This window comes from Pseudomonas sp. Irchel 3E13, from assembly GCF_900187455.1.
Taxonomy (GTDB): domain Bacteria; phylum Pseudomonadota; class Gammaproteobacteria; order Pseudomonadales; family Pseudomonadaceae; genus Aquipseudomonas.
This window is the reverse complement of sequence record NZ_FYDX01000007.1, coordinates 133255-155790: the sequence shown is the minus strand read 5'-3', so window position 1 is coordinate 155790 and position 22536 is coordinate 133255. Positions and strand designations below refer to the sequence as shown.

At 64.0% G+C, this 22536-nt stretch carries 17 protein-coding genes and 2 pseudogenes; 14 read left to right on the top strand and 5 right to left on the bottom strand.

The window, feature by feature from the left end; translation table 11 throughout:
- Positions 1–88: 88 nt before the first annotated feature.
- The 5 genes from dgcB (at position 89) to CKW37_RS13690 (ending at position 6740) form a co-directional block, all read left to right on the top strand.
- Positions 89–2035, top strand: coding sequence for a dimethylglycine demethylation protein DgcB (gene dgcB / locus CKW37_RS13710; RefSeq protein ID WP_095156245.1), 1947 nt, complete (start codon positions 89–91; stop codon positions 2033–2035).
- On the top strand, positions 2035–3258 hold the full coding sequence (locus CKW37_RS13705; protein ID WP_095156244.1) for an electron transfer flavoprotein subunit alpha/FixB family protein: 1224 nt from the start codon (positions 2035–2037) through the stop codon (positions 3256–3258). Before dgcB ends, CKW37_RS13705 begins: the two co-directional genes overlap by 1 nt.
- A gap of 15 nt (positions 3259–3273) precedes the next feature.
- On the top strand, positions 3274–4044 hold the full coding sequence (locus CKW37_RS13700) for an electron transfer flavoprotein subunit beta (RefSeq protein WP_095156243.1): 771 nt from the start codon (positions 3274–3276) through the stop codon (positions 4042–4044).
- Positions 4045–4848: 804 nt separating this feature from the next.
- A complete protein-coding gene (locus tag CKW37_RS13695) occupies positions 4849–5772 on the top strand; it encodes an RHS repeat-associated core domain-containing protein (RefSeq protein ID WP_095156242.1) in 924 nt (307 codons plus the stop codon).
- Positions 5760–6740, top strand: coding sequence for an RHS repeat-associated core domain-containing protein (locus CKW37_RS13690; protein WP_095156241.1), 981 nt, complete (start codon positions 5760–5762; stop codon positions 6738–6740). The genes CKW37_RS13695 and CKW37_RS13690 overlap by 13 nt, the downstream gene beginning before the upstream one ends.
- Before the next feature lie 61 nt (positions 6741–6801).
- Here the strand turns inward: CKW37_RS13690 and gbcA are convergent, their stop codons facing one another.
- Positions 6802–8091 (bottom strand): glycine-betaine demethylase subunit GbcA, encoded by a 1290-nt coding sequence (gbcA, locus tag CKW37_RS13685; RefSeq protein WP_095156240.1) that lies wholly within the window; start codon positions 8089–8091, stop codon positions 6802–6804.
- A 282-nt stretch (positions 8092–8373) separates the two neighbouring features.
- On the opposite strand from gbcA, the gene gbcB reads away from it, so the two are divergent.
- Complete coding sequence (gbcB, locus tag CKW37_RS13675) at positions 8374–9477, top strand: glycine-betaine demethylase subunit GbcB (RefSeq protein ID WP_095156239.1); 1104 nt, start codon at positions 8374–8376, stop codon at positions 9475–9477.
- 9 nt (positions 9478–9486) lie between these two features.
- Here the strand turns inward: gbcB and CKW37_RS13670 are convergent, their stop codons facing one another.
- The 3 genes and pseudogenes from CKW37_RS13670 to CKW37_RS33640 all read right to left on the bottom strand — a co-directional run.
- Positions 9487–10362, bottom strand: a complete 876-nt coding sequence (locus CKW37_RS13670) for a hypothetical protein (RefSeq protein WP_095156238.1) — start codon at positions 10360–10362, stop codon at positions 9487–9489.
- Positions 10363–10685: 323 nt separating this feature from the next.
- Positions 10686–11549: a methyl-accepting chemotaxis protein gene (locus CKW37_RS33645; protein ID WP_371864292.1), complete on the bottom strand. Its 864-nt coding sequence runs from the start codon at positions 11547–11549 to the stop codon at positions 10686–10688.
- Positions 11541–12296 (bottom strand): annotated as a pseudogene (locus CKW37_RS33640) (MCP four helix bundle domain-containing protein); the annotation flags it as partial. The pseudogene CKW37_RS33640 and the gene CKW37_RS33645, both read right to left, overlap by 9 nt.
- A gap of 296 nt (positions 12297–12592) precedes the next feature.
- Between CKW37_RS33640 and CKW37_RS13660 the strand changes: the two are divergent.
- From CKW37_RS13660 to CKW37_RS33630, 4 genes and pseudogenes are all read left to right on the top strand, one after another.
- Positions 12593–12823: a hypothetical protein gene (locus CKW37_RS13660; RefSeq protein ID WP_095156236.1), complete on the top strand. Its 231-nt coding sequence runs from the start codon at positions 12593–12595 to the stop codon at positions 12821–12823.
- Complete coding sequence (locus tag CKW37_RS13655) at positions 12820–13122, top strand: cell division protein ZapA (protein ID WP_095156235.1); 303 nt, start codon at positions 12820–12822, stop codon at positions 13120–13122. Before CKW37_RS13660 ends, CKW37_RS13655 begins: the two co-directional genes overlap by 4 nt.
- A gap of 99 nt (positions 13123–13221) precedes the next feature.
- Positions 13222–14370 (top strand): annotated as a pseudogene (locus CKW37_RS33635) (cache domain-containing protein); the annotation flags it as partial.
- A gap of 129 nt (positions 14371–14499) precedes the next feature.
- The gene (locus CKW37_RS33630; protein WP_371864291.1) at positions 14500–15237 is read left to right on the top strand and encodes a methyl-accepting chemotaxis protein; all 738 of its coding nucleotides are present in this window, start codon (positions 14500–14502) and stop codon (positions 15235–15237) included.
- Positions 15238–15284: 47 nt separating this feature from the next.
- Here CKW37_RS33630 and CKW37_RS13645 read toward each other — a convergent pair whose 3' ends face one another.
- On the bottom strand, positions 15285–16325 hold the full coding sequence (locus CKW37_RS13645; RefSeq protein WP_095156233.1) for a low specificity L-threonine aldolase: 1041 nt from the start codon (positions 16323–16325) through the stop codon (positions 15285–15287).
- Between the two features lie 328 nt (positions 16326–16653).
- Between CKW37_RS13645 and CKW37_RS13640 the strand changes: the two genes are divergently transcribed.
- From CKW37_RS13640 to CKW37_RS13625, 4 genes are read left to right on the top strand one after another with little or no spacing between them, the layout of a single operon-like run.
- Positions 16654–17907 carry a serine hydroxymethyltransferase gene (locus CKW37_RS13640; protein ID WP_095156232.1) on the top strand — a complete coding sequence of 418 codons (1254 nt, stop codon included), beginning with the start codon at positions 16654–16656 and terminating at the stop codon, positions 17905–17907.
- A 15-nt stretch (positions 17908–17922) separates the two neighbouring features.
- Positions 17923–19173, top strand: coding sequence for a sarcosine oxidase subunit beta (locus CKW37_RS13635; protein ID WP_095156231.1), 1251 nt, complete (start codon positions 17923–17925; stop codon positions 19171–19173).
- A 14-nt stretch (positions 19174–19187) separates the two neighbouring features.
- A complete protein-coding gene (locus CKW37_RS13630) occupies positions 19188–19517 on the top strand; it encodes a sarcosine oxidase subunit delta (RefSeq protein ID WP_095156230.1) in 330 nt (109 codons plus the stop codon).
- The gene (locus CKW37_RS13625) at positions 19514–22531 is read left to right on the top strand and encodes a sarcosine oxidase subunit alpha (protein WP_095156229.1); all 3018 of its coding nucleotides are present in this window, start codon (positions 19514–19516) and stop codon (positions 22529–22531) included. The genes CKW37_RS13630 and CKW37_RS13625 overlap by 4 nt, the downstream gene beginning before the upstream one ends.
- The last annotated feature ends 5 nt before the right edge of the window (positions 22532–22536 follow it).

Here is a 22536-nt window from a genome sequence, read left to right as displayed (position 1 = left end):
CAGATAATCGGTGCGCCGCAGTTCTTGCAGGAGCGAGCTTGCTCGCGATGAGGCCGGCCCCATGCAACCACTCCAGTGGGAGCTTCCCATGCTGAACGTTCTTCTTCCCATCCTGCTGTTCGCCGCGCTCGGCCTGGCCGTGCTCGGCGCCGTGCGGCGGGTGCGCATGTGGCGCCAGGGGCGACCGTCGCAGGTCAACCTGCTGGCCGGCCTGCTGGCCATGCCGCGGCGCTATCTGGTCGATCTCCACCATGTGGTGGAGCGCGACAAGTACATGTCGAAAACCCACGTGGCTACCGCTGGCGGCTTCGTCCTGTCCGCCGTGCTGGCCATCGTCGTGCACGGTTTCGGCCTGCATAACCGCATCCTCGGCTACGCGCTGCTGGCCGCCACCGTGGTGATGTTCTGCGGTGCGCTGTTCGTCTTCAAACGCCGGCTCAACCCGCCCGCGCGCCTGTCGAAAGGCCCGTGGATGCGCCTGCCGAAAAGCCTGCTGGTGTTCTCCACCACCTTCTTCATCGCCACCCTGCCGGTGGCCGGCATCCTGCCGGAAGGTTTCGGCGGCTGGTTCGTCGTTGCCCTGCTCGGGCTGGGCGTGGTCTGGGGCGTGTCCGAGCTGTTCTTCGGCATGACCTGGGGCGGGCCGATGAAACACGCCTTCGCCGGCGCCCTGCACCTGGCCTGGCACCGCCGCGCCGAACGCTTCGGCGGCGGTCGCTCCACCGGCCTCAAGCCGCTGGACCTGGAAGACCGCAGCGCGCCGCTCGGCGTGGAAAAACCCAAGGACTTCACCTGGAACCAGTTGCTCGGCTTCGACGCCTGCGTGCAATGCGGCAAGTGCGAGGCCATGTGCCCGGCCTTCGCCGCCGGCCAGCCGCTGAACCCGAAAAAGCTCATCCAGGACATGGTCATCGGCCTGGCCGGTGGCACCGACGCGCAGTTCGCCGGCAGCCCTTATCCGGGCAAACCCATCGGCGAGCACGGCGGCAACCCGCACCAGCCGATCGTCAACGGCCTGGTGGACGCCGAGACGCTGTGGTCCTGCACCACCTGCCGCGCCTGCGTCGAGGAATGCCCGATGATGATCGAGCACGTCGATGCCATCGTCGACATGCGCCGTTACCTGACCCTGGAAAAAGGCGCCACGCCGAACAAGGGCGCCGAAGTGCTGGACAACCTGATCGCCACCGATAACCCCGGCGGCTTCAACCCCGGCGGGCGGATGAACTGGGCCGCCGACCTCAACCTCACGCTGCTGTCCGAGGTGAAGAGCACCGACGTGCTGTTCTGGGTCGGCGACGGCGCCTTCGACATGCGCAACCAGCGCACCCTGCGCGCGCTGGTCAAGGTGCTCAAGGCCGCCAACGTGGACTTCGCCGTGCTCGGCCTGGAAGAGCGCGACAGCGGTGACGTGGCCCGCCGCCTGGGCGACGAGGCGACCTTCCAGCAACTGGCCAGACGCAATATCCAGACGATGGGCAAGTACCGTTTCCAGCGCATCGTCACCTGCGACCCACATAGCTTCCATGTGTTGAAAAACGAATACGGCGCCTTCGGCGGCGACTATCAGGTGCAGCACCACAGCACCTACATCGCCGAACTGCTCGCCGCCGGCAAACTCAACCTCGATGCGCACAAAGGCGGCAGCGTGACGTATCACGACCCGTGCTACCTCGGTCGCTACAACGGCGAATACGAGGCGCCGCGCCAGGTGCTGCGCGCCCTCGGCATCGAGGTCAAGGAAATGGAACGTTCCGGCTTCCGCTCGCGCTGCTGTGGCGGCGGCGGCGGCGCGCCGATCACCGACATTCCCGGCAAACAGCGGATCCCCGACATGCGCATGGACGACATCCGCGAGACCGGCGCTGAAGTGGTGGCGGTGGGTTGTCCACAATGCACCGCGATGCTCGAAGGCGTGGTCGAGCCCCGTCCGCTGATCAAGGACCTGGCCGAACTGGTGGCCGACGCCCTGATGGAAACCGAGGCACCGAGCAAACCGGCCGTGAACAAACGTGAACCCGCGGAGGTGCACTGATGAGCGACATTATCCGCCGCGACCCCCGCGCCGAATGGATCGCCCGTAACCGCCTGCACCCGCTGCACGCGGCCATGCAGGTGCAACAGACCACCTGGATGGGGCCCAACGGCGTCATCCGCAAGAATCCCCATGCGCTGGGCTTTATCGGCCCCAACGGTCTCAAGCGGATCGACCGCAGCGGCGCCCAGCAGGGCGGCACCAGCGGCAAACGCAGCGCCGCCGCCGAAGTACAGTTGCCGCTGCATCAGGTGCCGGCGCCGGCGTTCTACATCGCCGTGGTCCCGGACATGGTCGGCGGCCGCCTGAGCAGCCACGACCGCGACCTGCTCGGCCTGGCCCACAGCCTCGCCGGCAGCGACGGCGCGGTGCTGGCGGTGGTGTTCGGCGAGCACAAGGAGAGCAACTTCACCGGCAACGGCGTCGATCGCCTGCTGGTCATCGACGGCGACGGATTCCAGGGGTATGCACCGGAGCAACGAATCCAGGGCCTGCGGGCTGTGGATAACCAGCTCGGCCCCCGGCATTGGCTGCTGCCGGACAGCCGCACCGGCGGCGGCGAACTGGGCCGGCGCTTTGCCGCGGCCCTGGGCGAACGCCCGGCCACGCGGGTCTGGCAGGTCAAGGACGGCGTGTGCAGCGGCCGCGCCGGTGCCGGCCAGCAGGACCTGGTGCGTACGCTGCCGCGGTTGATCCTGGCGTCGGCCGAATGCGCGGAGCCGGTCAGCGAAACCCGTCACGAAGCCCTGCCGGTGGAGTTGTCCACAGGCGTGGCGCGCAGCCTTTCTCGCATCGAAGACCTCGGCCCGGTAGCCGTGGACCCGGCGGCGATTGCCATGGCCGAAGCCGAATTCATCGTTTCGGGCGGCAATGGCGTCAAGGACTGGGCGCTGTTCCACCGTGCCACGGTCGCACTCGGCGCCACCGAAGGCGCCTCGCGGGTGGCGGTGGACGACGGCTTCATGCCGCGCAACCGCCAGGTCGGCGCCACCGGCACCTGGGTCACCGCGCGGGTTTACGTGGCGGTGGGCATTTCCGGAGCGATCCAGCACCTGCAAGGCATCGGCGCTTGCGACAAGGTGGTGGCCATCAACATGGACCCGGGCTGCGACATGATCAAACGTGCCGATCTATCAGTGATCGGCGACAGCGCGGCAATCCTCCAGGCGCTGATCGAGGCTGTGGAAAACTTCCGCAACGGCGCGCAACGCGACGCGGCATAAGGGCAGGGGACAGTTATGAACACGAAGGTCATCAGCCTGGTTTCGGTCGGCGCCCACCCCCTCTCGGGACGCAGCCGCCGCGCCGAACAGGACGCCCGCGCCGTGGAACTGGGCCTGCAACTGGCAGGCGAAGGGCTGCAGGTGCTGCACGCCGGCGACCCGCACGAAGACGCCTTGCGCGCCTATCTCGGCATGGGCCTGGCGCAACTGGATGTGCTCGAACAGCCGGCCGGCGCTGACGTGCTCGGCGTGTTGGGCGATTACTTGCGCGATGCCGGTGCACAACTGGTGCTGACCGGCAGCCAGGCGGAAACCGGCGAAGGCTCGGGCATGCTCCCGTATCTGCTGGCCGAGCGTTTGGGCTGGCCGCTGGTGGTGGGCCTGGCCGAGGTGGAATCCATCGACAACGGCACCGCCCAGGTGCTGCAGGCGTTGCCGCGTGGTCAGCGGCGCCGGCTCAAAGTGCGCCTGCCGTTTCTCGCCTCTGTGGATAACGCTGCGCCCAAACCCCGGCAGGCTGCATTCGGCCCGGCTCGGCGGGGTGTGTTGGCGGCGCGTGAAGTGGCGATTGTCGAGGACGAACTGCTCGCCAGTGCCGAACTGCAACCGGCCAAACCCCGGCCCAAGCGGCTCAAGGTGATCAAGGCGAAGAGCGGCGCCGACCGCATGAAAGCCGCGACGGCCAAGGCCAGCGGGGGCGGCGGGCAGGTGCTCAAGGATGTCAGCCCGCAGGCGGGGGCCGAGGCGATCCTCAAGTTGTTGGTGGAAGAGGGCGTGCTGCGCTGACGGGTTGTGCACAGAGACTGTTGGCCTGGCTGTGGATAAAGTGTTTGCTGTCGGCTGGAGGCCTTGCGGGGCGTGGCTTTCAGAGTTTTGATCGAATTTTGATCAATTTTCTGCTGCGGGCAGGCAGTGCGCGATCGCGAGCAAGCTCGCTCCTACAATGCCCTGTAGGAGCGAGCTTGCTCGCGATTCGGCCCCCCCCAAAATACGTGGGTGGTACGTCTCGGCCCTGTTGAATCCTCTCGCAGACAAAAACCAGCACTTGCCCACAATCCTTGTTAGCGCCTCTGTGGATAAACTGTTCCGTATCAAGATAAATTCTTTAAATACAATAACTTGTCGTTTTTGATCAAAAAACAACCAAACCCCGCCTTTCTCTCTCCGAATCCCCGCTAAAGCCCCAAAAACCGCAGCGTTGGTGAGTTATCCACTCCTGCTCCTCAGGCGGGAAAAGTTCCACACAATCTCTGTTGGCCTGCTTGTGGATAAGGTGTTCGCCAACCGCTACACGCCTTGAATTCAAAGGCTTGTAGCGTTTTGATCAAAAAACGACCAAATCACGCCTGTGAACAAAATCCAGCAAAATCGCAGTTTTCCACAGCGGTTGCCCACAATTGCTGTGGGTCGTCCTGTGGATAAAGTGTTTGCGAAGGGCGTTCTTCCTAATGAATACGGGCGTTTTTCGTGGGTGTTCAAAAAACAACCAGCGAATGCGGGGCTGCTACCTGATAAATCTGTCAGTAGCGGCGTAATCGTGGATGGGGTTAGCGTGGCGCCATAGGGTTCAACGGCGTCGGGGATCTTGTCATGGCTGCCCACAAAACCGTTCAAACGTGCTTGCTGGCAACCGATGGCAAACAAACGCCCCTCGCCGAATTCGCCGGCGCGGCACTCCGGCGTGCGAGCTACAGCCCCTATGGCCATCAGAGCGCCAGCGCGCCGCTGGCAAGCGGTACCGGCTTCAATGGTCAGCTCAGGGAGCCGCAGGGCTGGTATCACCTGGGCAACGGGCACCGAATTTACAGCCCGGTGCTGAGGCGTTTTCACAGCCCTGACTATTTGAGCCCATTCAGCGACGGTGGATTGAACCTTTATAGCTATTGCCTCGGCGACCCGATCAACTACACCGACCCTACCGGGCGGGCCGTGAACTGGCTGGGAAGAAACCCGTTCCACAGCCTGTTATTGAACGTGAGCTTGCTGGTGGCCAACGTCGTGGCCTCTGTCCTCGTGCCACCTGCCGGCCTCACCTTGTGGTCAGCGCGTCTCAGTATGGTCGGGGCGACAACGGGTATCGTGGGGGCCAGTATGCAGTTGGGCGGAGCTGAGTCGGGCAAAGCGGTCTCGATTGTCGGCACCTTCGCGTCGATGGCAGGGGTTGCCATGCGCGCGGGGCTTGGTGTTCAAACGCTTTACCAGACCCGTGCCACTCTACGGCCGGATCTTGGCAATCGACTGAAAAACATGTTCTTGGGTGGTTACAAGGCGCCTCCTGCTCCTTCGGTGGTTCAGCCGGTAGCCTCACCACCAGCCTCACCCCCCATCTCACCCGGTTCGGCTATCAGTCGCCCCCTTTCTCCCGGCTCGTTAAATTCGCTTTCGAGCCATGCAAGCACGGTGAAGCACGCGCCGGTCACGCCGTCGGATGTAAGCCCTGGCAGCTTTACCTCTAACGGATTGTCAGAGACGACCTCCTCAATCAGGACGAGTATCCGCACATGGGTAATCTAGATTTTGATTCGCGCCGGACTCTCCTTCTTGCCGTTGACCGTAGTCAAAGCGTATTGGCCGAAAGAGCACCCGACGGCACCCGCCGCATTGCTTACAGCCCTTATGGCAGCCAGCAGGCCGGCGTTCAGGCGCGATCGCACCTCGGTTTCAACGGCGAGCTGCGGGAGCGACCACAAGGCTGGTATCACCTGGGCAATGGCCACCGGATCTACAACCCGGTGTTGATGCGCTTTCACAGCCCGGACCGGCTCAGCCCGTTTGCCGAGGGTGGTTTGAATCCGTATGCCTATTGCCTTGGCGATCCGGTGAATTACGTCGATCCGACCGGCCGTGCCGCTAGCTGGGAGCACGTTCTGACGGGCGTGACTATCGCGATGGGGTTGGTGCTGGGGGCTAAAGCGGTGTTCCTCCCGAAGATCGCGAAGATGGCGACCAAGAGAAAGATTGACCGGTTGATGAGGTACTTCACGGCCAAGCCGCCGATTCTCGGTTCTTCCCTGGGCGGCCTTGACCGCATCAATGCCTTGATCGGGATCGGCGGTGCGCCTCTGGGCTTTACAGGGGTCGGTCTGGGTTCAAATGAACACCCTTCGGAGGGCATGCAAGCGCTCTCGACAGCGCTCATGAGCGTCAGCGCTGTCTTGGGCGTGCAACAGATCCTCGGGCGGGCGCTGGTGCAGCTCTATCCGGTCGTTCCCCAGTCGCCAGGCTTGGCGACGGCAGCCAGGTGGATTCATGGCAAGCACAAAGTGGAGGCGGCTAAAGGTGGCAACGCCGTACGTGCAATAGCGGAAGGCGTAACGGTCTCTGGACCGAGGGGGACAAGACGTCCCGGTAATGCTGCTCCCCCCCCCAGTGTGAGCACCACGCCGTTACCCCCTCTCCCAGAGCCATTTAACCGTAATGGCACTTATCGCCAGGCCAGGCGCGGTCGTGACCGCGAAGTGAGCGAAGATACAAGGCTGTGACAAGGGCCATGCCTCGATGGTGACCGAAGACACCGCGGGGCCAGCCCTCGTCGTTCCCGTGTTACACCGAAACATCCTTCAAATAAGGCGCCGGCTCAGCCCCCAGGTTTGCCAGCACGCGCTGGCTGTACCAGTCGATGAAGTTCACCACGCCAAACTCGTAGGTCTTCGAGTACGGCCCTGGCTGGTAGGCGGTGGAGTTGATGCCGCGCTGGTTTTCTTCGGCCAGGCGACGGTCCTGGTCGTTGGTGGCGTCCCACACTTCACGCATGCGTTGCGGGTCGTAGTCCACGCCTTCGACGGCGTCCTTGTGCACCAGCCACTTGGTGGTGACCTTGGTTTCCTGGGCGCTGATCGGCCACACGGTGAAGACGATCATGTGATCGCCCATGCAGTGGTTCCACGAATGCGGCAGGTGCAGGATGCGCATCGAGCCGAGGTCGGGGTTCTGGATGCGGCCCATGAGTTTCTGGCAGGCCTGCTTGCCGTCCATCGTCATGGACACGGTGCCTTTGAGCAGCGGCATGCGCACGATGCGGTTACGCAGGCCATGGCTCTTGTGCAGGTACGGAATTTTCTCGGCGTCCCAGGCGGCGGCGGAAGCGGCCACATGGTCCTTGAACGACTGGGTGGCACGCGGGTCGTTGGTGTCGTCCCACTCCAGCAGGGTGTTGAGCAGTTCCGGGTGCGAACCGCTGCAGTGGTAGCACTCGCGGTTGTTTTCCAGCACCAGTTTCCAGTTGGCCTTTTCCATCAGGGTGGTCTGCACCGCCACCTTGGTGTTCTCCATGTCGTACGGTTCCATGTAGTGCGCCAGGGTGGCGAGGAACTCGTCGATGGCCGGCGGGTTTTGCGCCAGGCTGATGAAGATGTAGCCGCCGGCGACCTTCACATGCACGGGCTTGAGCCCGTACTGCTTCATGTCGAAGTCGGTGCCCATTTCGGTGCCGGCGAACAGCAGGCGGCCGTCCAGCTCATAAGTCCACTGGTGGTACGGGCAGACCAGCTTCGCCACCTTGCCCTTTTCACTGGTGCACAGGCGCGAGCCGCGGTGCCGGCAGACGTTGTGGAAAGCGTGGACCTGACCCTCGGCGCCGCGCACCACCATGATCGGGTTCTTGCCGATTTCCAGGGTGAGGAAGTTGCCCTTGGCCGGAATCTCGCAAGTCATGCCGGCGATCAGCCATTCCTTGTGGAAGATCTCCTGCATGTCGATCTGGAACACGCGCTCGTCGGTATAGAACGGTTGTGGCAGAGAGTAGGTGCGCTCGCGTTTCTGCAGCATCTCGGCGGTGGCCTTGCGTGCGGGTTCCAGCGGGTCGCCCAGGCTCAGGGTGGTGGTAGCGTCCATCGTGTCGGTCCTCATGGCCTGTTCGGCCGGCGAAAGTGGCTAATCGTTGTTATGCGACGCAAGGCAATGACGGCGGGATCATTTGCGACGGAGTGTGCGTCCGGGCACGCCACGAACCATATCCATGGGCGACATGGCCGAATCCGTTTCCGACGAGCAAGCCCTTGTCGCTGGGGGCTGGTCGCGATAAGCACGCCGATGTCGTGAATGGGTAAGTGGGACGCTCGCGGCTTGCGCATTATCTTCGCCATAGAGCCGCAGTCGGCCGTGGAGACGAAGAGCATGTCCAATCCCTTTCTGAATCCGGTGACCACCCAGACCTGGGCCAACGGTCGCCATATCGTGCGTTGCGTCAAAGTGATCCAGGAAACCTGGGACGTACGCACCTTCTGCTTCATGGCCGACCAGCCGATCATGTTCTTCTTCAAGCCGGGCCAGTTCGTCACCCTGGAGCTGGAAATCGAAGGCCAGCCGGTGATGCGTTCCTACACCATCTCCAGCTCGCCGTCGGTGCCCTACAGTTTCTCGGTCACCATCAAGCGCGTGCCCGGCGGCAAGGTTTCCAACTACCTGCACGACACCCTGCACGAAGGCCAGGAGCTGGCGGTGCACGGGCCGGTCGGGCTGTTCAACGCCATCGACTTCCCCAGCCCGAAAGTGCTCTACCTCAGCGGTGGCGTCGGCATCACCCCGGTGATGTCCATGGCCCGCTGGTTCTACGACACCAACGCCAATGTCGACATGGTCTTCGTCCACAGCGCCCGCTCGCCGAAAGACATCATTTACCACCGCGAGCTGGAGCACATGGCGTCGCGGATCGACAACTTCAGCCTGCACATCATTTGCGAGAAGCATGGCCTGGGCGAACCCTGGGCCGGCTATCGCGGCTACCTGAACCACAAGCTGATGGAACTGATCGCCCCGGACTTCATGGAGCGCGAGATCTTCTGCTGTGGCCCGACGCCGTACATGACCGCGGTCAAGCGCCTGCTTGAAGCCGCCGGCTACGACATGCGCCGGTATCACGAGGAGTCGTTCGGCGCGACCCCGCCGGAAGCCAAGGCCGACGCGGTGGAGCATGCCGAACAGGCCGCCGAAGCCGCGGAAGAAGTGGAAGCCAGCGACCTGCACCTGGTGGAGTTCACCGCCACCGGCAAGAGCAGCCGCATCGCCCCCGGCGAAACAGTGCACGCCGCGGCGGCGAAGGTCGGGCTGATGATTCCCAAGGCCTGTGGCATGGGCATCTGCGGCACCTGCAAGGTGCTCAAGCTGGGCGGCGAAGTGGAGATGGAGCACAACGGCGGCATCACCGACGAGGACGTGGCCGAGGGCTACATCCTGTCGTGCTGCAGCGTGCCGAAAGGGGATGTGCGGATCGAGTATTGAGGTCCGGCGTCACGAATGGAGCTGGCGCTCGATCCACAACGCCAGCAACGCAAAGCCCGCGAGCGCCAGCCCGCGGGCTTTTTCATTCAAGCGCCAACTCGCCAGCACCGCGTAGGAATGGGTCGCCATGGAAGCGACCATCGCCAGCGCACCCAGCAGCACCGCCAGGCTGCCCAGTCCCGGATAGAACCGCTCGCCCACCAGGCGCAGGCTGACCACGGTATCCACCGCCGGAATGGCCGAGGCCATCAGCGCGCCCAGCGACATCAGCCAGAGCCCCGGCAGTGCGATGCCGAGGTAATGCGGCGTGCCTTTGCTGGCGAGCGGCGTGAGGCTGATCTGCCAGAGCGCCGCCGCTACCGCCTGAATCGCGAACGCCGACCAGGAAAACTGCAACTGACGCTGCGCCGTGTCCGCTTCCAGCAACAACACCGCGCCCATCGTCAGCAGGCTGAACACCAACGCCAGCAACGGCGCGAGGACGGCCTGCACGCGGTACAGCAACCCCGGGCCGATAAACCCGATCAGCGTCGCCAGCATCAATGCCATGGCCTGCCAGTTGATGGGCGTGCCGGGCAGCAGGTGAATCGCCACGCGGAAGAGGGTTTCCAGGTTCAGCACATGGAGCAGCAGGGCGATCGGCAGCAGCAGGATCGCGCTGCGCAAGGACCGGCACAGGACGGGAACGAGGCTGCCGAGCAACACGGCGGGGATGATCGCCAGCAGCGATTGCCAGAGCGACAGGCCTTGCAGCGGACCGAGAAAGCCGATCGCGAGGGGCACGGGCAGGAAGTGGGTGGAGAACCAGAAGGAGGCGGTCTGACAGGGTGCGCGATGCGTGCTGTCGGAAGATTCTTGGAGCAGGCTGGCTTGAGCCTTGTTCATGGGCGATCCGGCGTTCGGAGGAGGTCTGGACGCCGAGAGGTTAGGGACTGGTCGGAATGTTAACAGGGGGAAATTGCATCAAATCATGCGAGGGGAGAAGGGGCGGATGACGGCGGAATAAGGGGTTTCCGGGGGATTCAGGCGGGGTTTGTAGGAAGTGGGATTGTTGCGGTGTGGTGGTGGCGTTGCTGGGTGTAGGTGAAGTAGGTCAGGGCGGAATGTTGTAGGTGGATTCGTGGTGGTGCCGTCCAGATTGCGGGTGGCGTGGTTCTACAGGGATGTGCGAAGCCTTCAGGGGCGGCGTACCGCCCCCAAGGCCAGGATCAGATCCTGAAGCGACCCACCAGGTTGTTCAGGTCCACCGCCAGGCGCGACAGCTCGGCGCTGGCTGCGCTGGTCTGGTGTGCACCAGTGGCCGATTGCACCGACAGGTCGTTGATGTTCACCAGGTTGCGGTCCACTTCGCGGGCGACCTGGGCCTGCTCTTCGGCGGCGCTGGCGATCACTAGGTTGCGCTCATTGATCTGCGCCACCGCGCCGGTGATGGTTTCCAGCGCCATGCCGGCGCCACGGGCGATGCTCAAGGTCGACTCGGCGCGCTCGGTGCTGTTGCGCATCGAGCTGACGGCCTGTTCGGTGCCGCCCTGGATGCTGCCGATCATCCGCTCGATCTCGGCGGTGGACTGCTGGGTGCGGTGGGCGAGGGCGCGGACTTCATCAGCAACTACCGCGAAACCACGGCCGGCTTCACCGGCACGCGCCGCTTCGATGGCCGCGTTGAGGGCCAGCAGGTTGGTCTGGTCGGCCAGGCCGCGGATCACGTCCAGCACCTTGCCGATATCGCGGGATTGTTCGGCCAGGTTGCCCACCAGCACCGAGGTGCTCTGCACATCGTTGCTCATGCGCTCGATGGCGCTGACGGTTTCCATGACCAGGTCACGGCCGTCGCCGGCGGAGCGGGTGGCTTCCTGCGACGCTTCGGAGGTGCTCACCGCGTTGCGCGCCACTTCCTCGACGGCGCTGGTCATCTCGGTCACCGCGGTGGCCGCCTGCTCGATTTCGTTGTTCTGCTGTTGCAGGCCGCGGGCGCTTTCCTCGGTGACGCTGTTCAGCTCCTCAGCCGCCGACGCCAGTTGCGTGGCCGAGCCGGAAATCTGCTGCAGGGTGTCGCGCAACTGTTCCTGCATCTGAGCGATGGCGCGTTGCAGGCGTGCCGCCTCGTCTTTGCCCTCCGGGTGGATGACGTGGGTCAGGTTGCCTTCGGCAATCTTCTCGGCCACGCCCAGCACGTCTTCAATCGGCTTGACGATGCTGCGGGTCAGCAGCACGGCGCAGAGGAAGGTCAGCACCGTCGCGGCGACCAGCAGGGCGATCACCAGACTGAAGGCCATTTCGTACTGGTCGGTGGCGGCCTGGTTGAAGTCGCGGGTCTGCTCGGTGTTGATCTTGATCAGCTTGTCCAGGAGCGCGGTGACCTGCTCCATGTTCTGCAGCAGCTCGCGGTTGATCATGTCGCGCAGAGCCGGCAGGTCGCCGCTCTGCGACAACTGGCGCATGCGGGTTTCGAGTTGGCGGTACTGGCCGAGCACCTGCACGTACTGGTTGTACGTGGCGCGCTCTTCATCGGCGGCAATCAGCGGCTCGTAGATCTTGCGCTGGGCATCGATCTGCTCGTTGCGCTGGTCGAGTTGGGTGAGGGTGGTCTGCAGCAGGTCCGGCTCGCGGTTGATCATCAGGCGGTAGGACAGGGTGCGCAGGCGCAGGGTCATCAGGCTGATCTGGTCCAGGCTCTTGATGCTCGGCACCGTGACGCTTTCGATGTTCGCGCCGGCCTCGCGGATCTTGCTCATCTGGTTGAGGGCAAAGATGCCCAGGGTCAGCATCAGCGCGCCGATCAGCGCGAACCCCAGCAGTGCTCGCGGGGCAATATTCATGTTGCGTAGGGACATGGGTCGGATCCGAGTCAAGAGGGGACGCGATCCATGCGCCTGTTTTGGAGGAGTACCACTTGCCTATCGGTAAACGCGCGCTGGACTTGAGGCTTTGTCCGACAAAATATGAGCCGCCTATCGTGTTTCATGTAGGCGTTGTCCGACCAAATGCGGGAACCGGATGACCTATATCAGGTCAATGTGCACCAACGCGGGGCTCTGGCCCCGATATCTCTGGCGGGCATGTCGAGATTTCTTTATCGTGTGCGCCCCCCGCAACCACCCCCGAGAAGGCAATCATGTTGGACACCACTCTGAGTCAACTGGAACAACTGGTCGGCGAGCTGCTGCAAAAGAATCAGCAACTGGCCGAGCGCAATGCACAACTGGACACCGAGCTGAGCCAGGCCAAGGACGAGAACGAAAGCCTGCAACTGAGCCTGATGGAACAGGAAGACAAGAACGGCGCCACCACCGCACGCCTGCAGGCGCTGATCGAGCGTGCCAGCGCGGGTGCTGTTAGCGCATGAACGAGACCGCGCAGACGATCAATGTCGTCTCGATCATGGGCAACGACTACTCGATCAAGGCCCCCGAAGGCCAGGAGCACGTGCTCCACGAGGCGGTCCGGATGCTCAAGGCTTCCCTGGCCGATACCAAGCGCAATTACCCGTCGCTGATCGGTGACAAGTTGCTGGTTCTCGCGGCCCTGAACCTGTGCTCGCGACAGATCGAACTGCAGCAGTCGCACCAGCAGGCCCTCGACCGTTATCAAGAGCAAGTCAGCGCCACGGTCGACGCCATCTCCCAGGCCATCGTCAACAGTTGATCGCCTTGTGTGGGAGCGTTCCGGCTCCCACACCTACATCCCTTTCCCTCGTTTTTTTCAGCCAGACCTTACATTCGTGAGGGGTATTGTGCTGCTCGTATGGAATTATTGGATACCAATGTGTATACAATTGGCCTGTCATTTGCAGTACAGGTCTTATTTCTCCGAGGGAACTCCATGCACTTCTGGCGGCGCAGTATCCAGTGGCAACTGATCACAAGCATGGGCGCAGCCCTGTTGGTGAGCATTCTGATCGTGGTCGGTATCTACACGGTGGCGGTCAACCGGTTGACCGAGCGTTACCTGGTCGACACGGCATTGCCGGCCAGCATTGAGGCGATTCGTAACGACATCGAGCGGATGCTCAGCCGGCCCCTGACCGCGGCCGCCGACATTGCCCACAACACCTATCTGCGCGACTGGCTCGCCGCTGGCGAGGAGCCTGCCGGGGCGCCGGCAGTGGTCGAGTACCTGGAAATCATGCGCGAGAAGAACCAGGCCTTCACGTCGGTGTTCGTCTCTACCGACACCAACCACTACTACAACGAGAAGGGCCTGGACCGGACCCTGAGTCGCAACAGTCCGGCGGATAAATGGTTCTTCGGATTCGTCGACAGTGGCAACAATCGCATGCTCAACATCGATACCGATGGCGCCACCGGTGAGCTGGCGCTGTTCATCGACTACCGGATCGAGAAGGCCGGCAAGCTGGTGGGCATCGGCGGGCTTGGCCTGCGCATGACCGAGATGTCCGAGCTGATCCACAACTTCAGCTTCGGCGAGCGCGGGCGGGTGATGCTGGTGCGCGGCGACGGCCTGATCCAGGTGCATCCGCAGAACGAGCATGGCGGCAAGCGGCAGTTGTCCGAGCAGATCGGCGAGGCCGCGGCGCAGGCGATCCTGGCGAAAACCGATGGCTTGCAGAGCAGCCGCTTCGAGCGTGACGGCGAGCGCTACCTGGCCTTGAGCCTGCCGCTGCGCGACCTGAACTGGCGTCTGGTGGCCGAGGTGCCGGAGTCGCAGATTTACGGACAGATGCATGACGCGGTCTGGCTTACCTCATTGATCGGCGGCGCCGTTGCCTTGCTCTCGCTGCTGTTGGTGGTGCTGCTGGCGCGGGGCATCGCGCGGCCGATTCGCCAGGTGACCGACGCGCTGATCGCCATTGGCGATGGCGGCGGCGACCTCAGCCACCGCCTCGACGAAAGCCGCCGCGACGAACTGGGCGATCTGGCCCGGGGCTTCAACCGCTTCCTCGATGGCCAGCGCAACCTGATCGGCGAAGTCCTGCGCACCAGCGAGCAGTTGCGCAAGGCGGTCGGGCAGGTGATCCATGTGGTGGTCAGCACCGCTGATCGCTCGCTCAAGCAGCAGGAAATGACCGAAATGGTCGCCACTGCCGTTCACCAGATGGGCCTGACCGTACAGGAAATCGCGCAGAACGCCGGCGACGCGGCGCACGCCTCGCAGACAGCCCGCGACGAAGCCTTGCAGGCGCGAGACGTGGTGCAGCGCTCGATTGCGCATATCGAAGGGATGTCCGGCGAGATCGGCACGGCGGCGGATGCGGTGAGTGAACTGGCCGAGGAAGTGGCGTCCATCGACAAGGTGCTGGCGGTGATCCGCAGCATTTCCGAACAGACCAACCTGCTGGCGCTCAATGCCGCCATCGAGGCGGCGCGGGCCGGGGAAATGGGTCGTGGCTTTGCTGTGGTGGCGGATGAAGTCCGCACCCTGGCGCAGCGCACCCAGGTTTCGACCGGGGAAATCCAGCAGATGATCCAGCGCCTCAAACAAGGCACCGGCACCGCGGTGGCCTCGATGCATGCCGGGCAGACGGCGACGGGGACGGGGGTCGAGTCGAGTCAGCTCACGGGTGATTCATTGACCACCATCACCGGGCAGGTGGAGCGCATCAGCGACATGAACCTGCAGGTGGCGACGGCGACCGAAGAACAGTCGGCGGTGACCGAGGAGATCAACCGCAACGTGCAGGGGATTTCCGATCTGGCGCGGACGACGGCGACGGAAGTGGAGGCGTGCCGGAAGGATTGCGAGGCGTTGCAGCGGTTGGCCGATGATCTGGCCAAGCAGATGGGTGGGTTCAGGCTCTAGATTGCAGGGGCCCTTCGCGACGATCCGTCGCGAAGGGCTGCACATCATCAGACGCCCATCACCGCCCGAATATCCGCCGCCAACTCCCGCACCCGCGCCTCTTCGGTATCCCACGAGCACATGAACCGCGCCCCGCCGCTGCCGATGAAGGTGTAGAACCGCCAGCCTTTATTCCGCAGCTTTTCCAGCGCCGGCTCCGGCATCTGCAGGAATACGCCGTTGGCTTCCACCGGGAACATCAGTTCCACCCCCGGCACGTCCGCCACCAGGCTGCTGAGCAATTGCGCGCAGTGGTTGGCATGGACGCCGTGGCGCAGCCAGGCGCCGTTCTCCAGCAGGCCGACCCACGGCGCCGAGAGGAAGCGCATTTTCGACGCCAGTTGCCCGGCCTGTTTGCAGCGGTAGTCGAAGTCTTCGGCCAGCTTGTGGTTGAAGAACAGGATCGCCTCACCGACCGCCATGCCGTTCTTGGTGCCGCCGAAGCACAGCACGTCGATCCCGGCTTTCCAGGTCAGCTCGGCCGGCGAGCAGCCGAGGAAGGCGCAGGCGTTGGCGAAGCGCGCGCCGTCCATGTGCAGGTTCAGGCCCAGTTCCTTGCAGGTTTCGCTGATCGCCTTGAGTTCTTCGGGGCGGTAAACGCTGCCGACTTCGGTGGCCTGGGTGATGGTCACCACGCGTGGCTTGGGGTAGTGGATGTCCTGGCGCTTGAGCGCCACTTCGCGGATCGATTCCGGGGTCAGCTTGCCGTTCTCGCTGCGCGCGGTGAGCAGCTTGGAGCCGTTGGAAAAGAACTCCGGCGCGCCGCATTCGTCGGTCTCGACGTGGGCGGTCTCGGAGCAGATCACGCTGTGGTAGCTCTGGCACAACGACGACAGCGCCAGAGAGTTGGCCGCGGTGCCGTTGAAGGCGAAGAACACTTCGCAGTCGGTTTCGAACAACTGGCGGAAATGGTCGGAAGCGCGGGCCGTCCACTGGTCGTCGCCGTAGGCGCGTTCATGGCCGTGATTGGCCTTTTCCATGGCGGCCCAGGCCTCGGGGCAGATCCCGGAATAGTTGTCGCTGGCGAATTGTTGGCTTTGTTCTGTCATGGCGCGAGTCCTGTGAGCGAGGCAGGGGAGCACTCTAAAGCATCGATTGCGAGGTTGCCTATACAACCTGGATTCTGTGTCGTTTTTAGCGGCCTCATCGCTGGCAAGCCAGCCCCCACAGGGTGCGTTGTGGGCGCTGGCTTGCCAGCGATGGGGCCCTTGGCCGCACGACTATCGCAAACAAGACAAAACAATGTCGTAAACGCACCTTTCCGTGGCGTGCGCAGGCATCTGGCCTGCGGGGCCCGGCCATACCATCGCTGCAAAGGATGCCGTCGATGCCACGGCGCCCGCCTACACGACCTATGCCGCTGCCGGGAGAGATGCGATGTTCAGCAAGCAAGACCAGATTCAAGGTTATGACGATGCACTGCTGGCGGCGATGAATGCCGAAGAGCAACGTCAGGAAGATCACATCGAGCTGATCGCTTCCGAAAACTACACTAGCAAGCGGGTGATGCAGGCCCAGGGCAGCGGCCTGACCAACAAGTACGCCGAGGGCTATCCGGGCAAGCGCTACTACGGCGGTTGCGAACACGTCGACAAGGTCGAGGCGCTGGCCATCGAGCGCGCCAAGCAACTGTTCGGCGCCGACTACGCCAACGTCCAGCCGCACTCCGGTTCTTCCGCCAACAGCGCCGTCTACCTGGCCCTGCTGCAAGCCGGCGACACCATCCTCGGCATGAGCCTGGCCCACGGCGGTCACCTGACCCACGGCGCCAAAGTGTCGTCCTCGGGCAAGCTGTACAACGCCGTTCAATACGGCATCGACACCAACACCGGCCTGATCGATTACGACGAAGTCGAGCGCCTGGCCGTCGAGCACCAGCCGAAGATGATCGTTGCCGGCTTCTCTGCTTACTCCAAGACCCTCGATTTCCCACGCTTCCGCGCCATCGCCGACAAGGTCGGTGCGCTGCTGTTCGTCGACATGGCCCACGTCGCTGGCCTGGTTGCCGCCGGCCTGTACCCGAACCCGCTGCCGTTCGCCGACGTGGTCACCACCACCACCCACAAGACCCTGCGCGGTCCGCGTGGTGGCCTGATCCTGGCCAAGGCCAACGAAGAGATCGAGAAAAAGCTCAACGCCGCAGTGTTCCCCGGCGCGCAAGGCGGCCCGCTGATGCACGTCATCGCCGGCAAGGCCGTGTGCTTCAAGGAAGCGCAGGAGCCTGGCTTCAAGACTTACCAGCAGCAGGTCATCGATAACGCCCAAGCCATGGCTGGCGTGTTCATCACGCGTGGCTACGATGTAGTGTCCGGCGGCACCGACAACCACCTGTTCCTGGTCAGCCTGATCCGTCAGGGCCTGACCGGCAAAGAGGCCGATGCCGCCCTTGGCCGCGCCCATATCACCGTCAACAAGAACGCCGTGCCGAACGACCCGCAATCGCCGTTCGTGACCTCGGGCCTGCGTATCGGCACCCCGGCCGTCACCACCCGCGGCTTCAAGGTCGCCCAGTGTGTGGAACTGGCTGGCTGGATCTGCGACATCCTCGACAACCTCGGCGACGCCGATGTGGAAGCCGATGTGGCGCGCAACGTGTCGGCACTGTGTGCGGACTTCCCGGTTTACCGCTGAGCGGAGTAACAGACCATGCAACGCTATTCGGGCTTCGGCCTCTTCAAACACTCCCTCAGCCACCACGAAAACTGGCAGCGCATGTGGCGCACGCCGACCCCGAAAAAGGTCTATGACGTGATCATCGTCGGCGGTGGCGGCCATGGCCTGGCCACGGCCTACTACCTGGCCAAGGAACACGGCATCACCAACGTCGCGGTGGTCGAGAAAGGCTGGCTGGGCGGCGGCAACACCGCCCGCAACACCACCATCGTTCGCTCCAACTACCTGTGGGATGAATCGGCGCACCTCTACGAGCACGCGATGAAACTCTGGGAAGGTCTGTCGCAGGACATCAACTACAACGTGATGTTCTCCCAGCGCGGCGTCTACAACCTGTGCCACACCCTGCAGGACATGCGTGACTCCGAGCGTCGGGTCAGCGCCAACCGCCTCAACGGCGTCGACGGCGAGCTGCTCAACGCCAAGCAGGTCAGCGACGAGATTCCGTACCTCGACTGCTCGAAGAACACCCGTTACCCGATCATTGGCGCCACCGTGCAACGGCGCGGCGGCGTGGCCCGTCACGACGCCGTGGCCTGGGGCTTCGCCCGTGCCGCCGACGCCCTGGGCGTGGACCTGATCCAGCAGACCGAGGTCATCGGTTTCCGCAAGGAAAACGGCGCCGTCATCGGCGTCGAAACCAACAAGGGCTTCATCGGCGCCAAGCGCGTCGGCGTGGTCACCGCCGGTAACTCCGGGCACATGGCACGCCTGGCCGGCTTCCGCCTGCCGGTGGAATCGCACCCGCTGCAAGCGCTGGTGTCCGAGCCGATCAAGCCGATCATCGACAGCGTGATCATGTCCAACGCCGTGCACGGCTACATCAGCCAGTCGGACAAGGGCGACCTGGTCATCGGCGCCGGTATCGACGGCTGGGTCGGCTACGGCCAGCGCGGCTCGTACCCGGTCATCGAACACACCCTGCAAGCGATCGTCGAGATGTTCCCGATCCTCTCCCGCGTGCGCATGAACCGTCAGTGGGGCGGCATCGTCGACACCACCCCCGATGCCTGCCCGATCATCTCCAAGACCCCGGTCAAGAACATGTTCTTCAACTGCGGCTGGGGCACCGGCGGCTTCAAGGCGACCCCGGGTTCGGGCAACGTCTTCGCCGCGAGCCTGGCCAAGGGCGAAATGCACCCGCTGGCCAAACCGTTTTCCATCGACCGTTTCCACAACGGCGCCCTGATCGACGAACACGGCGCAGCCGCCGTCGCCCACTAACAGGAGAAATCATCATGTTGCACATCTTCTGTCCACACTGCGGCGAACTGCGCTCCGAGGAAGAATTCCACGCGGCCGGCCAGGCTCACATCCCGCGTCCGCTGGACCCGAACGCCTGCACCGACGAACAGTGGGGCGACTACATGTTCTTCCGCGACAACCCGCGCGGCCTGCACCACGAGCTGTGGATCCACGCCGCCGGCTGCCGCCAGTACTTCAATGCCACGCGCGACACCGTGACCTACGAGATTTTGGAAACCTACAAGATCGGCAGCAAGCCACAAGTCACCGGTAAAGGCACCGCCCCGCAGTTGGTCGCCAACGGCCAGGGAGAAAAGGTATGAGCCAGGTTTATCGCCTTTCCAGCGGCGGTCGCATCGACCGCAGCACCGTCTTGAACTTCACCTTCAACGGCCAGACCTACCAGGGCTATGCCGGCGACAGCCTGGCCGCCGCGCTGCTGGCCAACGGCGTCGACATCATCGGCCGCAGCTTCAAGTACTCGCGTCCCCGCGGGATCATCGCCGCCGGCTCCGAAGAGCCCAACGCCATCCTGCAGATCGGCGCCAGCGAAGCCACCCAGATCCCCAACGTGCGGGCTACCCAGCAGGCGCTGTATGCGGGCCTGGTGGCGACCAGCACCAACGGCTGGCCGAGCGTGAACAACGACGTCATGGGCATTCTCGGCAAGGTCGGCGGCAAGCTGATGCCGCCGGGCTTCTACTACAAGACGTTCATGTACCCGCAGTCGTTCTGGATGACCTACGAGAAGTACATCCGTAAAGCCGCCGGCCTTGGCCGAGCGCCGCTGCAGAACGACCCGGACACCTACGACTACATGAACCAGCACTGCGACGTGCTGGTGGTGGGCGCCGGCCCTGCCGGCCTGGCCGCAGCCCTCGCTGCCGCGCGCAGCGGGGCGCGGGTGATCCTCGCCGATGAACAGGAAGAATTCGGCGGCAGCCTGCTGGACAGCCGCGAAAGCCTCGACGGCAAGCCGGCGACCGACTGGGTCGCCGCGGTGGTCGCCGAGCTGAAGAGCCTGTCGGAAGTCACCTTGCTGCCGCGCGCCACGGTCAACGGCTACCACGACCACAACTTCCTGACGATCCACGAACGCCTCACTGACCACCTCGGTGACCGAGCGCCGATCGGCCAGGTGCGCCAGCGCATGCACCGCGTCCGCGCCAAGCGCGTGGTGCTGGCGACCGGCGCTCACGAGCGTCCGCTGGTGTACGGCAACAACGACGTGCCGGGCAACATGCTCGCCGGCGCCGTCTCCACCTACGTGCGGCGCTACGGCGTGGCGCCGGGCCGCAAGCTGGTGCTGTCGACCAACAACGACCACGCCTACCGCGTGGCCCTCGACTGGCACGACGCCGGCCTGCAAGTGGTCGCCGTCGCCGATGCGCGGCACAACCCGCGCGGTTCGCTGGTGGAAGAAGCCCGCGCCAAAGGCATCCGCATCCTGACCTCCAGCGCCGTGGTCGAGTCCCGTGGCAGCAAGCGCGTCACCGGTGCGCGGGTCGCGGCCATCGACGTCAAGGCCCACACCGTCACCAGCCCCGGCGAATGGCTGGAGTGCGATCTGGTTGCCACCTCCGGCGGCTACAGCCCGGTGGTCCACCTGGCCTCGCACCTGGGTGGCAAGCCGGTCTGGCGTGAAGACATCCTCGGCTTCGTGCCGGGTGAAGCACCGCAGAAGCGCGTGTGCGTGGGCGGCATCAACGGCGTGTTCGCCCTCGGTGATGCCCTGGCCGACGGTTTCGAAGGCGGCGCCCGCGCCGTGACCGAAGCCGGCTTCAAGGCCGGAGCCGCTACCCTGCCAAAAGCCCTGGTGCGCCAGGAAGAAGCGACCCTGGCGCTGTTCCAGGTGCCGCACGACAAAAACACCGCGCGGGCGCCGAAGCAATTCGTCGACCAGCAGAACGACGTCACCGCCGCCGCCATCGAACTGGCGACCCGCGAAGGCTTCGAGTCGGTCGAGCACGTCAAGCGCTACACCGCGCTGGGCTTCGGCACCGACCAGGGCAAGCTGGGCAACGTCAACGGCCTGGCCATCGCCGCCCGTTCGCTGGGCATCGGCATCCCGGAAATGGGCACCACCATGTTCCGCCCCAACTACACGCCGATCACCTTCGGCGCCGTGGCGGGCCGGCATTGCGGTCACCTGTTCGAGCCTGTGCGCTTCACCGCGCTGCATGCCTGGCATGTGAAGAACGGCGCCGAGTTCGAAGACGTCGGCCAGTGGAAACGGCCGTGGTACTTCCCGCGTGCCGGCGAAGACATCCACGCCGCCGTGGCCCGTGAATGCAAGGCCGTGCGCGACAGCGTGGGCCTGCTGGACGCCTCGACCCTGGGCAAGATCGACATCCAGGGCCCGGATGCCCGTGAATTCCTCAACCGCATCTACACCAACGCCTGGACCAAGCTCGACGTGGGCAAGGCCCGCTACGGCCTGATGTGCAAGGAAGACGGCATGGTCTTCGACGACGGCGTGACCGCCTGCGTCGGCGACAACCACTTCATCATGACCACCACCACCGGCGGCGCGGCCCGCGTGCTGCAGTGGCTGGAGATCTACCAGCAGACCGAATGGCCGGACCTGAAGGTGTACTTCACCTCGGTCACCGACCACTGGGCGACCCTGACCCTGTCGGGCCCGAACAGCCGCAAGCTGCTGGCCGAGGTCAGCGATATCGACCTGGACAAGGATTCCTTCCCGTTCATGAGCTGGAAGGAAGGCCAGGTCGGCGGCGTGCCGGCGCGGGTGTTCCGTATCTCCTTCACCGGCGAGCTGTCGTACGAAGTGAACATCCAGGCCAACTACGCCATGGGCGTCCTGGAAAAAATCGTCGAGGCCGGCAAGCAATACAACCTGACCCCGTATGGCACCGAGACCATGCACGTCCTGCGGGCCGAGAAGGGCTTCATCATCGTCGGTCAGGACACTGACGGCTCGATGACCCCGGACGACCTCAACATGAGCTGGTGCGTGGGCCGCAACAAGCCGTACTCGTGGATCGGCCTGCGTGGCATGAACCGCGAAGACTGCGTGCGCGAGAACCGCAAGCAACTGGTGGGCCTCAAGCCGGTCGACCCGACTAAATGGCTGCCGGAAGGCGCGCAACTGGTGTTCGACCCGAAACAGTCGATCCCGGTGGCGATGGTCGGCCACGTCACCTCCAGCTACGCCGCCAACTCGCTGGGTTATTCCTTCGCCATGGGTGTGGTCAAGGGTGGCCTCAAGCGCATCGGCGAGCGGGTGTATTCGCCCCAGGCGGATGGCAGCGTGATCGAGGCGGAAATCTGCTCCTCGGTGTTCTTCGATCCGAAGGGTGAGCGGCAGAACGTTTGAGGCTT